14 protein-coding genes are annotated in these 12,454 nt (G+C 70.6%); 6 read left to right on the top strand and 8 right to left on the bottom strand.

Going from position 1 to position 12,454, the window contains the following annotated elements; translation table 11 throughout:
• Positions 1–28 precede the first annotated feature (28 nt).
• Positions 29–151 (bottom strand): hypothetical protein, encoded by a 123-nt coding sequence (locus OIE13_RS14365; RefSeq protein ID WP_326639454.1) that lies wholly within the window; start codon positions 149–151, stop codon positions 29–31.
• A gap of 203 nt (positions 152–354) precedes the next feature.
• Here OIE13_RS14365 and OIE13_RS14360 point away from each other — a divergent pair, with 203 nt between their 5' ends.
• A complete protein-coding gene (locus OIE13_RS14360) occupies positions 355–525 on the top strand; it encodes a hypothetical protein (protein ID WP_169750237.1) in 171 nt (56 codons plus the stop codon).
• A 100-nt stretch (positions 526–625) separates the two neighbouring features.
• Here OIE13_RS14360 and OIE13_RS14355 read toward each other — a convergent pair whose 3' ends face one another.
• The gene (locus tag OIE13_RS14355) at positions 626–844 is read right to left on the bottom strand and encodes a DUF2277 domain-containing protein (RefSeq protein WP_326639457.1); all 219 of its coding nucleotides are present in this window, start codon (positions 842–844) and stop codon (positions 626–628) included.
• A 120-nt stretch (positions 845–964) separates the two neighbouring features.
• A complete protein-coding gene (gene glyA / locus OIE13_RS14350; protein WP_326639458.1) occupies positions 965–2,272 on the bottom strand; it encodes a serine hydroxymethyltransferase in 1,308 nt (435 codons plus the stop codon).
• 139 nt (positions 2,273–2,411) lie between these two features.
• Here glyA and OIE13_RS14345 point away from each other — a divergent pair, with 139 nt between their 5' ends.
• The 3 genes from OIE13_RS14345 to OIE13_RS14335 are packed head-to-tail and all read left to right on the top strand — an operon-like array spanning position 2,412 to position 5,119.
• On the top strand, positions 2,412–3,491 hold the full coding sequence (locus tag OIE13_RS14345; protein ID WP_326639459.1) for a PucR family transcriptional regulator: 1,080 nt from the start codon (positions 2,412–2,414) through the stop codon (positions 3,489–3,491).
• A gap of 29 nt (positions 3,492–3,520) precedes the next feature.
• A complete protein-coding gene (locus tag OIE13_RS14340) occupies positions 3,521–3,679 on the top strand; it encodes a hypothetical protein (RefSeq protein WP_326639460.1) in 159 nt (52 codons plus the stop codon).
• A 3-nt stretch (positions 3,680–3,682) separates the two neighbouring features.
• A complete protein-coding gene (locus OIE13_RS14335; protein ID WP_326639461.1) occupies positions 3,683–5,119 on the top strand; it encodes a WS/DGAT/MGAT family O-acyltransferase in 1,437 nt (478 codons plus the stop codon).
• On the opposite strand, the gene OIE13_RS14330 is transcribed toward OIE13_RS14335, so the two are convergent.
• The 3 genes from OIE13_RS14330 to OIE13_RS14320 form a co-directional block, all read right to left on the bottom strand.
• Positions 5,006–5,533, bottom strand: a complete 528-nt coding sequence (locus tag OIE13_RS14330; RefSeq protein WP_326639462.1) for an ATP-binding protein — start codon at positions 5,531–5,533, stop codon at positions 5,006–5,008. The two genes, OIE13_RS14335 and OIE13_RS14330, sit on opposite strands and share 114 nt — an antisense overlap.
• A gap of 231 nt (positions 5,534–5,764) precedes the next feature.
• A complete protein-coding gene (locus OIE13_RS14325) occupies positions 5,765–6,082 on the bottom strand; it encodes a DUF4031 domain-containing protein (protein WP_326639463.1) in 318 nt (105 codons plus the stop codon).
• The gene (locus OIE13_RS14320) at positions 6,079–6,630 is read right to left on the bottom strand and encodes a TetR/AcrR family transcriptional regulator (RefSeq protein ID WP_326639464.1); all 552 of its coding nucleotides are present in this window, start codon (positions 6,628–6,630) and stop codon (positions 6,079–6,081) included. Before OIE13_RS14320 ends, OIE13_RS14325 begins: the two co-directional genes overlap by 4 nt.
• Positions 6,631–6,743: 113 nt before the next feature.
• Between OIE13_RS14320 and OIE13_RS14315 the strand changes: the two genes are divergently transcribed.
• Positions 6,744–8,318 carry an MDR family MFS transporter gene (locus tag OIE13_RS14315; RefSeq protein WP_326639465.1) on the top strand — a complete coding sequence of 525 codons (1,575 nt, stop codon included), beginning with the start codon at positions 6,744–6,746 and terminating at the stop codon, positions 8,316–8,318.
• A gap of 110 nt (positions 8,319–8,428) precedes the next feature.
• Complete coding sequence (locus OIE13_RS14310) at positions 8,429–9,382, top strand: GNAT family N-acetyltransferase (RefSeq protein ID WP_326639466.1); 954 nt, start codon at positions 8,429–8,431, stop codon at positions 9,380–9,382.
• Between the two features lie 108 nt (positions 9,383–9,490).
• On the opposite strand, the gene OIE13_RS14305 is transcribed toward OIE13_RS14310, so the two are convergent.
• Both OIE13_RS14305 and OIE13_RS14300 read right to left on the bottom strand, forming a co-directional pair.
• On the bottom strand, positions 9,491–10,786 hold the full coding sequence (locus tag OIE13_RS14305) for an AAA family ATPase (protein ID WP_326639467.1): 1,296 nt from the start codon (positions 10,784–10,786) through the stop codon (positions 9,491–9,493).
• A 166-nt stretch (positions 10,787–10,952) separates the two neighbouring features.
• The gene (locus OIE13_RS14300) at positions 10,953–12,422 is read right to left on the bottom strand and encodes a hypothetical protein (RefSeq protein ID WP_326639468.1); all 1,470 of its coding nucleotides are present in this window, start codon (positions 12,420–12,422) and stop codon (positions 10,953–10,955) included.
• Positions 12,423–12,454: the final 32 nt, after the last annotated feature.

Genomic DNA, 12,454 nt, shown 5'->3' with positions numbered 1-12,454 from the left:
GTCCCGCGGCACTCGGAGTCGCGCCGGATCAGTAGTGCTCGAACACGCAGTGGGCGGTCGCGACTCCGCTCGAACCGTCCGGCCGCACGCCGGTGATGCGCTCGGCCAGCGCCGGCGCCTCCGGCAGGTCACCCTCGGAGTCGTCGCCCACGAGGCCCTTCAGGAGGGGGTCGTTGACGGGAGGCCCGGTTCTCTTCGGTGGATGGATCGAGAGGATCCTGACATCCGGCCCCGGCAGAATTCGAGGCCCTTACCGAGGAACCCTGAGAAACGAGGAACGGAGAACCCTGGCTTGTCCCTGACATCGGCTCGCGGGCCTGCCACCGGGCACGGCCAAGGCCTAGCGTTGAGGGCATGGGACGAATTCTTCTGATCGTGGCGGCCGTGGTGATCGCCTTCATTCTGCTGGGCTCGGTTCTGGGCTTCCTCTTCACGCTCCTCAAGTGGGCTCTGATCATCGGCCTGGTGGGCGTGGTGGTCATGTTCGCGAGCAGGCTCTTCCGCTCCTCGAACGTGCGCGACTGACCGGCGCCGGAGAAGATCGGCAACCGGTACGGACGCCCCGGTGCCGAGGTCTCGCCGATGGCGCGTCCCGTGTCGTCGGCGAGCGGGCGGGCGTCTCCGGTCAGTCCTGGGACACCTGCTTCAGCGGAAGGTCGTCGAGCAGGGCCCGGGTCGCGGCGGCCACCGCGTCCACGGCCCTTTCGAACGCTTCGGCGTTGCGCGTCGAGGGGGAGCGGAAGCCCGACACCTTGCGGACGTACTGGAGTGCGGCGGCTCGTATGTCGTCGTCGGTCACGTCGCTGGCGTAGGGCTCACGGAGGGTCTTGATGCTGCGGCACATGACAGGACGGTACTCCGTCCGATGGCTCTCCCGGTCCGTCCGCCCCGCTCGCTCAAGGAGATTTGGCGGACCGGCCCGCCAGGGGGCGTACCCCCGGGGGTCGAGCGGGCCGGTCCGGGATCATGAGGTGGCGCGGCGCAGGGCCACCACGTCCTGGCGAACCTTCGCGGGGGCATGGCCGTCGATGAGCAGGCGGCGCATCAGGGTCGCGACCTCGCCCATGGTGTCCGGGCCGAAGCCGCGGCGGGTCACCTCCTGGGTGCCGATCCGCAGGCCCCGCCTGGGCTCCTCGGCGGGTCGGCCGGGCAGGCCGACGCCGCTGAGATAGACGCCCCCCTCGGCCAGCAGCCGGGCGGCCTCGTCCCCGCCGCCGAACGCGCCTGCGTCCACCGCCACGTGGTGCGAGACGGTCCAGCCCCGATGGGCGGCGATCACGGCGAAGCCCTCGCCGTCCAGCGCGGCGGCCAGCGCCCCGGCGTTGGCGACGCAGCGGTCGGCGTACGCGCTACCTCCCGCGGCGTGCTCCGCGGCGACGACGGCCAGCGGGGCCAGGCGGGAGGCGTCGTAGTTGGCGGTCAGGCCCGGATAGGCCGCCGCCGACACCTGCCGGGCGAGATCCTCGTCGCGGGTCACGACGGCCGCGCCCGGTGGCCCGCCGAAGGACTTGTAGGTGGACATGGTCATCAGATGCGCGCCCTCGTCCAGCGGACGCTGGAACCGGCCGCCCGCGATCAGCCCCGCCACGTGCGAGGCGTCGTAGAGCAGCAGGGCATCGACCTCGTCGCACGCCGCCCGCACTCGCGCCACGTCGTGGGGGAACAGCATCAGGCTCGCTCCGAGGACCACCAGCGCGGGCCGATGCTCGCGCAGGAATGCCGGGAGGGCCGCGTGGTCGACGTCGAGCCGTCCGGCGTCGTAGGGCAGGTCGGCGACCCGCAGGCCGCGGATCCCGGCGGCGCCGTGGGCGTGGTGGCTGGTGTGGCCTCCGGCGGTCCGCGGCAGCACCGCGATCGTGTCGCCGGGGCCGGCGAACGCGCTGTAGCAGGCGAGGTTGGCCAGTGTGGCGCTCTGTAGCCGCACCTCGGCGAACTCACCGCCCATCAGCGCCGCGATCTGGAGCGGGACCAGCACCTCCAGCACGTCCAGCTCCTCCAGGCCGGTCTGGTGTTTGTCCCCCGGCCAGCCCATCGAAGGACGGCAGCCCAGGGAGATCTCGTGGGCGGCCCTGGCACGCTCGCTCATCGTGTTGGTGCCCGCGTACAGGACCACGCCGTCCTCGTCGAGGCGGCCGCGGTGCTCGGCCAGCACCGCGTCGACCAGTCTGGTCACCGCCTCCAGGTCCAGCCCCGACACCTCGGCTTCGAGTTCGGCCAGGCGCGGCTGTGCCTGGGGCGGCGCCCACGGGGCGACGCGGCTGCGCTCCTGCACAAGATTCCTTTCACAGGGTTGTCAGGCGGCTCTCACGAGGTGGACCCCTCCGAAACGAATACTGTGACGCTACGGCCCGTGCCGGAGGGAGTCATCGTTCCGCCAGTGGAGATACTTCCTACATCTGTAGGATTAGCGCGTGATCGCGGATGATGTTCAGGATCTGCTGGAGGCGCTGGCCGCGACCGTGGGCAGGGGCATGTCCGTCGACGATCTGGAGGGTCGGGTCGTCGCGCACAGCGCTCACCACGGGGAGGTCGACCAGGTCAGAGCCCACGCCATTCTGTCACGGTCGGTTCCCGTGGCGGTGGGGGCCTGGCAGGAGGCGCACGGGGCGGCCTCGACCCGAGAGCCGGTCAGGGTTCCGGAGAATCCCGCGCTGGGCATGGCGGCCCGGCTCTGCGTGCCACTGCTCCACCAGGACCGCCGTGTCGGCTACCTGTGGATCATCGAGGGCCCGGGCCCGCTGAACCCGCAGGAGCAGGACAGGGCCGTGCGCGACGCCGCCGCGATCGCGGCCCTGCTCGACGACGGCGGCAGCTCCCACACCCTGAGCCAGCTGCTCACCGGTGAGATCGGTGTGCGGCGTGCGGCCGGCGTGCTCGGGGAGGGGCCGTTGCGTGTCCTGGCGTTGCGGGGCGACCCGGCTTCCCTGCGTGAGGCGGTCGGCGCGGAGCTGGCCAAGACGCGCCGGTCGCCGGCCTTCACGATCCTGGACCGGCACGCCGTGCTACTGCTCAACCGTGGCGAGGACGTGACGGCGCTGGGGGAGCGGCTGGCCGCGCGGACCCGCGCCGGCGCCGGGGTCAGCGCGCTGCACCCAGGGCTGGAGTCAGCCGTACGGGCACACGAGGAGGCGCTCACCGCGGCCAGGGCGGCGGCGGCGGAACCGGCGCTGCGGCCGGTCGCACACTGGCCGGATCTGGGTGTCTACCGGCTGCTCGCCGAGCCGGTCGCCGGTCCACCAGGCGCTCCCGGCTCGGTCGGCGGTCCGCTCGACGCTCTGCGAGAGCATCCGGCGCTCGTCGTCACCCTGGAGACCTACCTGGACAGCGGGGGAGACGCACAGGAGACCGCCCGGCTGCTCCACCTGCACCGAACCAGCCTCTATTACCGTCTCACCAGAATCGAGCAGCTGGCCGGCCGCAACCTCAAGAACGGAACCCACAGGTTAGAACTCCATCTCGCGCTGAAGCTCGGTCGGTGGAATACGGTGTAACGGCTGGACAATCCGGGCACAGCTCTGCGATGTCCCAGTTGATCAGCGAGATCATGACCCTCGTCATCGTGCTCATGCTCATCCCGCTGTCGTTGGTCATCGTGTCCGTGGCCGTCCTCGTCGCCCTCGCGGCGCTGGCTCTGGTGACCTCACGGGAGCAGGATGGAAGAACGACTTCCCGGAGGTAGACGATGCGGCAGCTCAGTGCGGTGGACACGCAGTTCCTGAATTTCGAGACCTCGACGAACGTCGCGAACATAGGGGGGCTCGCGATCCTGTCGGGCAGGCTGTCGCGGAGCGACCTGGTCTCGCTGCTGGCCCGGCGGCTCCACCTGGCCGCACCCTTCCGGATGAGGCTCGTCTCGGTCCCCTTCGGCCTGGACCATCCGTACTGGACCGAGGACTCCAGGATCGACCTCGACTACCACGTGCGCGAGATCGCGCTGCCGGCCCCGGGCAGCGACGAGCAGCTGGGTGAGCAGGTGGCCAGGCTGCACGCCCGCTGCCTCGACCGGCGGCGGCCGCTCTGGGAGATGTATCTGATCCACGGTCTGGCCGGAGACCGTACGGCCCTCTACACGAAGGTCCACCACGCCGCGGTCGACGGCGTCACCGGCGCCGACGTGCTGGCCAGCCTGCTGGACACCTCCCCCGAGCCCGCCGAGGTCGAGATGGCGCCCGCGGCCGAGCCCGAGGAGCGGATCGACACGCGGGAGATGGTCGCCAGGGGGATCGCCAAGGCGGTGGTCAACCCGGCCAACACGGTACGGTTCCTGATCAACGCCGTCCCGCACCTGGACGAGATCCCCCTGATCTCCCAGGTGCCCGGGGCCGGGCTGGTCTCGCGGGTCACCCGGCAGCTGGCCAACCGCCTGTCAGGTACCGCGGAGGTGCCCGCCATGCCCAGGATGACCGTCCCGCGTACCCCCTTCAGCGGCCGGATCAGCGCGCACCGCAGGTTCGCCTACGCCGCCCTGCCGCTGGAGGACGTCAAGCTGGTCAAGAACGCCCTCGGCGTCACGGTGAACGACGTGGTGATGGCCCTGTGCGCCGGGGCGCTGCGCCAGTGGCTGCTCAAGCACGACGCGCTGCCCGAGCAGCCTCTCGTCGCGGGGGTGCCGTTCTCGCTCCGCGTCCCCGGTGACCGGCGGGTGGGCAACCAGGTCACCATCATGATCACCACGTTGGCGACGCAGGTCGCCGATCCGCTGGAACGGCTGCTGGCGGTACGGGACGCGATGCGGCTGATCAAGGATCGCTCGTCGCTCGCCCCGGTCAGCTGGATCCAGGAGCTCAGCGACATAATGCCCTCCGCGCTGACCGGCCTGGCCTCCCGTGCTGCCTTCAACCTCTTCGCCGACAGTGCGGGTCCGATCAACGTGATGATCTCCAACGTGCCCGGCCCGCAGCTCCCTCTCTACGTGAGCGGTGCCCGGCTGCTGTCGTACCACCCGGTCTCGGTGGTGACCGACGCCAGTGGCGGCCTCAACATCACGGTCTTCTCCTACGACGGCTCACTTGACGTCGGCGTGATCGCCTGCCGGGAGATGGTTCCCGACGTCTGGGCCGTCACCGACTATCTCCGGGACGCCCTGCTGGAGCTGAAGCTCCTCGTTGAGGAGCAGTGACAGGCCCGGGGCACCCTTGACGAAGCGCAGGGCCTTCTCCAGGCAGACGATCGAGCCCCGCTCCTTCCTGCCGACGAAACGGATGTCGTCTGCCAGGGCGCGCATGATCAGCAGGCCCCGGCCGTGTTCGGAGGTGAGGGCGGGAGAGACGGGGCCTGAGAAGTCGAAGCCGTCGCCCGTGTCCACCACCTTGATCACACAACGGTCCCCGGACAGCTCGGTGCTGACCGTGTAGTCGTCGCTGGGGGTGGCGTGCTGGATGACGTTGGAACACGCCTCCGAGAGCATGAGCTGGATGTCCTCGCGAATCTGGGGCACCACGCCAAGGGCGCGGAGCGAGGCGTCGAGAAGTTGCCTGATCACGGGAACGCTGGCAGCGTCACGCGGCAGACGCAACGCGATCGTGGCCTCCACGGTGCCCTCCTTTCACAGCCGATCCCTAAAGGCTTGCCCCGCACGTCCTGTCCTAACCGGGGGCGGGTGATCGTGACTTTGGATACCGGAAAGGCACGGCGAAGTTCCGTGGACGGGAAAACCTGGCATGGCGGCAGAGAACAGCCGGGCGCGAGGTCCTCCGGGGCCACGAGGAAGGCGATCGTCTTGCCGTTCAGCATGTCATCCCCTTTGTGACATGCGGTGATGTCTTCAGGGGGGCGTCATGCCCGGGGCTCGGGAATCTATGCGAGAGCTACTGATTCCAGGACGAACCTTGCGGCGGCGGAGGCCGGAGCCGATGAGCCGGGTGATGAGCTCGCGTGAGGAGACGGCCTCGGCGCCCAGCGCGACGGCCCGCTCGTAGAAGGTCTCGGGAACGTCGTAGTGGTCGCGGTCGAACGCCCGGGGCGGCACGCCCAGCAGCTCCGCGAAGGCGTGCAGCTCCCTGGTCGAGCTGTCGCTGACCAGGTGCGACCAGAACAGACCGTGCGGACCCGGCCAGTTGGGCGGGTCGATGAGCACGCTCACCGCCGGACGAGGTCGAGCGCGACCTCCAGGGCGGCGGCCCGGCGCTCCTCGTCGGAGATCGTCTCGTCCCTGAGGAGGAACCACGCGGCGTGCAGCGCGAACAGGGCCATCGAGTTTTTCAGCCGGGTGGCGGTGGGGTCGTCCGGCTCGACGAGGAAGTTGAGCAGGTCCAGCATCCGGTGGCGGGTCTTCTCCATCGTCGGATGGTTCTTGAGCGAGGTCTGGTTGCGCTCGAAGAACCGCATGATCTCGTGGTGCCGGTCCCGGTGCAGGTCGTCGGAGTAGCGGCGGATCAGCTCGCGTCTCGTCTCGTCGGTGCGCGGCTGGGACGAGGCCCAGGCGATCAGCTCCTCGACCGCGCGCACCCGGCCTTCGGCCAGGCTGGCGACGATGTCGTCCTTGGTCTTGAAGTGGTAGTAGAGGGCCGCCTTGGTCACGCCGAGGGCCTCGGCTATCTCGCGGAGCGAGGTGGCCTCGTAGCCCTGCTCGACGAAAAGAGTCAGGGCGACGTCCTGAATGCGCGTCCGGGTATCGGCGTGTTCCCTCATGGTTCCCTTACCGAGAAATCAGCTTGACGGCCGACAAGTAAGCGGCCTACATTTCCAGCATATCCGACACTAGCCGGTCGGCAGGTAAGTAAGATCTTTTCATAGGGGGCGAAGTGAAGGAGACCGCGGCCGTACCGGCGCGGCGCCGTGAGGTCATGGTAGTGCTACCGGGTCTGATGCTCGCGATGGTGCTGGCCATGCTCGACAACATGATCGTCGGCACCGCCATGCCCCGCATCGTCGGCGAGCTCGGCGGGCTGACGCACCTGTCCTGGGTGGTGACCGCCTACGTGCTCGGTGCCACCGTCTCGACCCCCATCTGGGGCAAGATCGGTGACCTGTACGGCAGGAAGAACATCTTCCTCGCCTCCATCGTCATCTTCATGATCGGCTCCGTGCTCTGCGGCATGGCGGGCTCGGAGATGCTCGGCGGCCCGTCCGACGGGATGACGCAGCTCATCGCGTTCCGCGCGTTCCAGGGCCTCGGCGCGGGCGGCCTGATGGTCAACGCCATGGCCATCATCGGCGACCTCGTCCCGCCCCGCGAGCGCGGCCAGTACCAGGGCATCATGGCCGCCGTGATGTCACTGGCCATGATCGCCGGCCCGCTCGTCGGCGGATTCATCACCGACCACCTCGACTGGCGCTGGGCCTTCTACGTGAACCTGCCCATCGGGTTCGTCGCCCTGGCCCTGCTGGCGATCAAGCTGAAGCTGCCCAGATACCGCAACGAGCACCGCATCGACTGGCTCGGCGCCGCCCTGCTCTCCGTCGGCATCACCGCACTGGTCCTCATCACCACCTGGGGCGGCAACGACTACGAGTGGAACTCGCCGCAGATCCTCGGCCTGGCGGTCCTCGCCGCCGTCACGCTGGCGCTGTTCATCCCGGTGGAGCGCCGCGCCGCCGAGCCCATCATGCCGCTCAACGTCTTCCGCGACCGCAACTTCAGCCTGATCTCGGGCGTGGGCTTCCTGCTCGGCTTCGCCATGTTCGGCGCCATCAACTTCCTGCCGCTGTTCCAGCAGACGGTCCAGGGGGCCACGGCCACCAACTCCGGCCTGCTGCTGCTCCCGATGATGGGCACCTCCATGGCGATCTCACTCTTCGTCGGCCGCGCCATCACCCGGACGGGCAAGTACAAGATCTACCCGGTCCTCGGCGGCGCGGTCATGGCGATCGCCATGTGGCTGCTCTCCCTGATGGACGTCCACACGCCCGCCTGGCAGACCGGCCTGTTCATCGCGGTGCTCGGCATCGGCATGGGCTTCCTGATGCAGACCACCATGCTGATCGCCCAGAACAGCGTCGAGCAGAAGGACCTCGGCGTCGCCAGCAGCGCCTCGACCTTCTTCCGCTCCATCGGCGGCTCGTTCGGCGTCTCGCTGTTCGGCGCGATCTTCAACAACCACCTCAGCACCAACCTGGAGAGCAAGCTGGGCGCCGCGGGCGAGCAGCTCGCCTCCGGCGGCGCCCAGTTCAACCCGGCAGCCCTGCACGAGCTGCCCGAGGGAGTGCGGATCGGCTTCCTGGAGTCGCTGGCCGACTCCATCTCCGGTGTCTTCTGGTGGGCGATCCTTTTCGCCGTCCTGGTCCCGCTGCTGGCGGCCTTCATCAAGGAGATCCCGCTGCGCGGCGGCCCCGAGAGCACCGAGGAGGCCGAGGCTCAGGTCCCGGTGCTCGACTGATCAGAGATCCTGGGCGCGGACCCCCGCCTTCAGACGTGGGGAGGATGCCGGCAACCGGTCCCAAGCTCCGACCCAGCGATTCCCAACCCGCCCCCGTCACGATGAGGGGCATGAAGACGACCATCCCCGCCGCCGGGTACCTCACCCGGCGGCCTTCCGCCGCCGACGCCCACGAGATCCACGAGCTGATCTCGCTCTGCGACACCCAGGTGATCGGCAAGGCCGACATGACCCTCGACGATGTCGCCGACCAGCTGAACGACTCCGCCTTCGACGTGGAGTCCGACGGCTGGCTCGTCCACGACGAGAGCGGGCGCCTGGTGGCCTGGGCCTGGGCCTGCCGCAAGGGCGCCAGCGACAACGTCGACGTCGACGTCGTCGTGCACCCCGGCGCGCCGGAGCTGACCGGCCCGCTCTGGGACACCGTGACCGAGCGGGCCAGGCAGATCGCCGCCGAGCTGGGCCACGACCGGGCCGTGGTGGACATCGGCCTCTACCGCGAGGACAGCGGCAAGCGCGCCGTCGCCGCCGCCCGTGGTTTCAGCGCCGCCACCAGCTTCATCCGGCTCCGCGCCGACCACACCGGGCCGGTCGGCAGTCCTGACCTGCCGGCCGGGATGACCCTGCACGACGGGCTCGCCGAGGAGGTGCGCCGCCAGGGCCACGCCGTGGAGCAGGCCGGCTTCGCCGACCACTTCGGGTTCGCCCCGAAGGACTATGACGAGTGGTACGACGAGCTGAGCTCCTCGGTCAACACCGACTGGTCGCAACTGGTGGTAGCCCGCCTCGACGGCGAGCCCGTGGCGATGCTGCTGGGGACCAACGCCTTCCTCGGCGACGAGAACTGCGGCTATGTGCGCCGGCTGGCGGTGCTCCCCGCCTTCAGGGGCCGCGGCCTGGGCCGGTTCATGCTGCGCCGGGCGTTCGCCGACGACGCCCGGCGCGGGCGGGTCGGCACCTACCTGCACGTCGACGCCAACAACAGCACGCCCGCCCTCGACCTCTACCTCTCGGTGGGCATGCGCCAGGTGCTGGCCATCGACGTCTGGCGGCGCACGATCTGAGCCGTGCGATACGGCACCGCACGGTCCCGCACCGCACGGTGCCATCGAGCGGGGAAGGCGCTCTCAGCGGCGCCGGAGCAGCGCCGGAAGGCGATCACCGGTGGGAGGTCAGTCGTCAGGAGTCACCCGGTGCTTGGAGAGGTGGGCCAGGACCGCCTGGTTGGCCTCCCAGCCGTCGGGGAACTTCACCGGCACGCCGAGCTGGACCGGTTCGGCCGACGGGTGGGCGTCCAGCAGTTCGGGAATGCCCGCCCTGGCCACCACGACGCAGGCGTGGCGGTGCCGGGAGGCGAGCACGCACAGCCGCCCCGACTCCAGGTGGAACGCGGTGGCGTCGCGGCGCCCGGAGAGGGGATGGAGCACGATCGTCACGTCGTACTCCCGGCCCTGCAGGCGGTTGGCGGTATCCACCGTGATCTCCGGCGGTACCCCGGCGGCCCTGATCGCGGCCACCTGGTCGCGGTGTGCGGCGCCGATGGCGATCCGGCCGGCCGTGACGGGGTGGCCGCCGCGCTCGGAGTGCGCGACCGGACTCCGCTGGAGCAACCGCGTCGCCAGGCCCGCGGTCGCCAGTACGGCTTCCGCGTCGGTGCGCACCGTGTGGCGGCTGGGCAGCTCGTACAGGGCCCAGCCTGACGCGGCCGCCTCCTCCAGCGCCAGGTCGAAAGGGGTGCGCATGCCGTTCACCGTGAACTCCAGCGACCGGTCGGCGGGGCCCGTCCCCGCGCGGAATCCGGTGAAGGGATAGAACGCCTCGGAGACCACGGGCGCGGCCGAGGCGGGCAGCCGCCAGGAGACCGGCAGCCGGTGCACCGGCAGGTCGGGGTTGTGCCGCAGCAGCACCGAGACCGCGCTCTGCACCGGGTCCCACGACAGGCCCGCCCAGCGGTCTCCGTCCACGATCGAGAACGGGTCGAGCTGGCCGGGGTCGCCCACGAACAACGACCGCTCGAACAGCGAGGCGATGCGCAGCAGCTTGTCCGAACGCATCTGGTAGGCCTCGTCGACGATGGCCCAGGGCCAGGTGCGGTCGCCGATCCAGGCCCACTTGTCGGCGGTGGCGATCACCACGGCCGGGTCCCCCAGGTCGGGCAGCTTGCCCGCGACCGAGACGTTGGGCAGGGCGAGGATGCGGCCGGGCGTGATGTAGCCGCTCGCCGACAGCCGGCCGACCCCCAGATCGGGGTGCTCGGCCGCGAGCCGTTCCACCAGGTCGTCCACCTGCTCGTTGGTCTGCGCGACGATCATCAGCGGCTCGCCTGTCTCGGCGATGTGCCCCGCGGCCTTGACCACCAGGGTGGACTTGCCCGCGCCGGGCGGCGAGTCCACGACCACGCCGCGATGGCGGGGCAGATCGGCCAGAACGGCGTCCACCACGGCCGCCGCCTCCTGCTGCGGCGTCATGCCACGCCTCCGCCACGGCCTGCCACGTCCGTGTCGCGGCCCGTCATCCAAGCGCCACGGCCCGCCGCCCCGGCTTCGGCAGCCTGGTCCTCCGGTGCCGCCGCCGAACGGGGAGCACGCACGGCCGGGAGAGACGGCGGCCGGTCGTGCGGGGTCCGGTGAACGCTCAAAGCCATTCCTCCTGTGCGTCGTCGTCACCGGGCTCGTACTCCTCCGGCGGTCCGCCGTGGGTCCACGGCGTCTGCTCGGGGTCGGGCAGCGCCGCCGAAGACTGGAACTCGTCCGTCAGTGAGGTGTACGAGACCCGCTCGCCAGGCTCGGGCACCGAACCGGGAGCCGGTGTCCTGCCCCGCCCCATCCCCTTGGTGACCTTAAGGGTGATCTCCCCGTCGACGATCTCGACGATCTCGGCCGCGTGGCCACGCCGGTCGGGGCTGCCGACGACGGTGCCGGGCGTGAGCCGTACCGGGTCGCCGGTCCTTACCGTGATCAGGGGTCGGAGCTTGCGCGAGCGGCCCTCGCCCTCGCTGTGCTCGGGGTCCGCGGCGGTCACCGTCCCGGCGAAGGCCTCACCGGTCAGCCGGTACTCGGCCATGAGCAACGGGTCGTCGTGGGCCCGCTGCACGTCGTAGCTCGCCCGCGCCCGCTCCAGTCCCGCCAGCCTCGCGGCGGCGCTCACCGCGCCGTCCCTGCGCGCCTGCGGCGGGCTCCCCTCGGCGATCCGCTCGACGAACCGGGTGAAGGACCCGCGGTCGATCTCCCAGCGGTCCTTCACCCGCGAGCCCTCCGGCAACGACCGCAGCAGTTCGACGGCCCGCCACATCAGCCGCCAGGTGGGGTCGAGCTGGGTGCGCAGCGCCTGGCTGACCCGGTCGACGGCGCGGTCGGTCGGTGCCTCCTCGTAGGCGCGGATCGCGGGAGCGAGCACCTCGTTGTCGAAGCCCGGGTCGGTGGTGGGGCCCGCGGGAGGCCAGAGCAGCGGGTCCTCGGCCTCCTCGGCCGCCCGGCGCCCGGACATCCCCGGCGGCGGGTCGATCCACCCCAGCAGCGCCGCCAGGTTGGCGTCCTCCAGGCTGCTCTGCCCGGTCGCCCAGTGCAGGCTCAACGCCTCGGTCACTGTGAGCAGCACCGAGGAGCCCGGCTGCTGGGACCGGTCGGCGAAGTAGGTCAGCCACCGGCCGAGCAGCGGCACCGAAGGGTGCACCGGGTAGGGACCCTCGGCCCTGCGGAACCGGGTGGAGCGGCCGAGCAGCCCGGTGAACGAGGCGGCGGACCGGTTCGGCACCAGGATCTGCGGCGCGTCCAGGCACCGCTCGTACGGCTCGCCGCCCTTGCGCTCGACCGTCTCGGTGCTTTTCTCGAACCCCTCGATGTAGGGCAGCAGCACCTCGGCCAGCCCGGCGGCGAAGGTGAATCGCAGGTCCCGGTTGCGGGGCTGGGGGACGACCAGCAGCCGGGGGTGGTTTGGGGCGGTGCCCACCATGGCGGCCAGCGGCGCGGCGGCCTCGCCCGCGAGCTTGAGCGGGATGAACACCAGCGGCTGGGCGGAGATGTGGCAGTGCCTGACCGTGGTGATCCGCTGCGCGACGCCGTCCCTGACGGCCCGCAGTCGCGCCAGCGCCGTCAGCGCGCTCACCTGCCGCCCACCCTCGCTGCGGCGGCCCCCGG

This window comes from Streptosporangium sp. NBC_01810 (assembly GCF_035917355.1).
Lineage (GTDB): Bacteria > Actinomycetota > Actinomycetes > Streptosporangiales > Streptosporangiaceae > Streptosporangium.
Note: the sequence above shows the minus strand (reverse complement) of the source record. Positions and strands in the feature narration are given on the sequence as shown.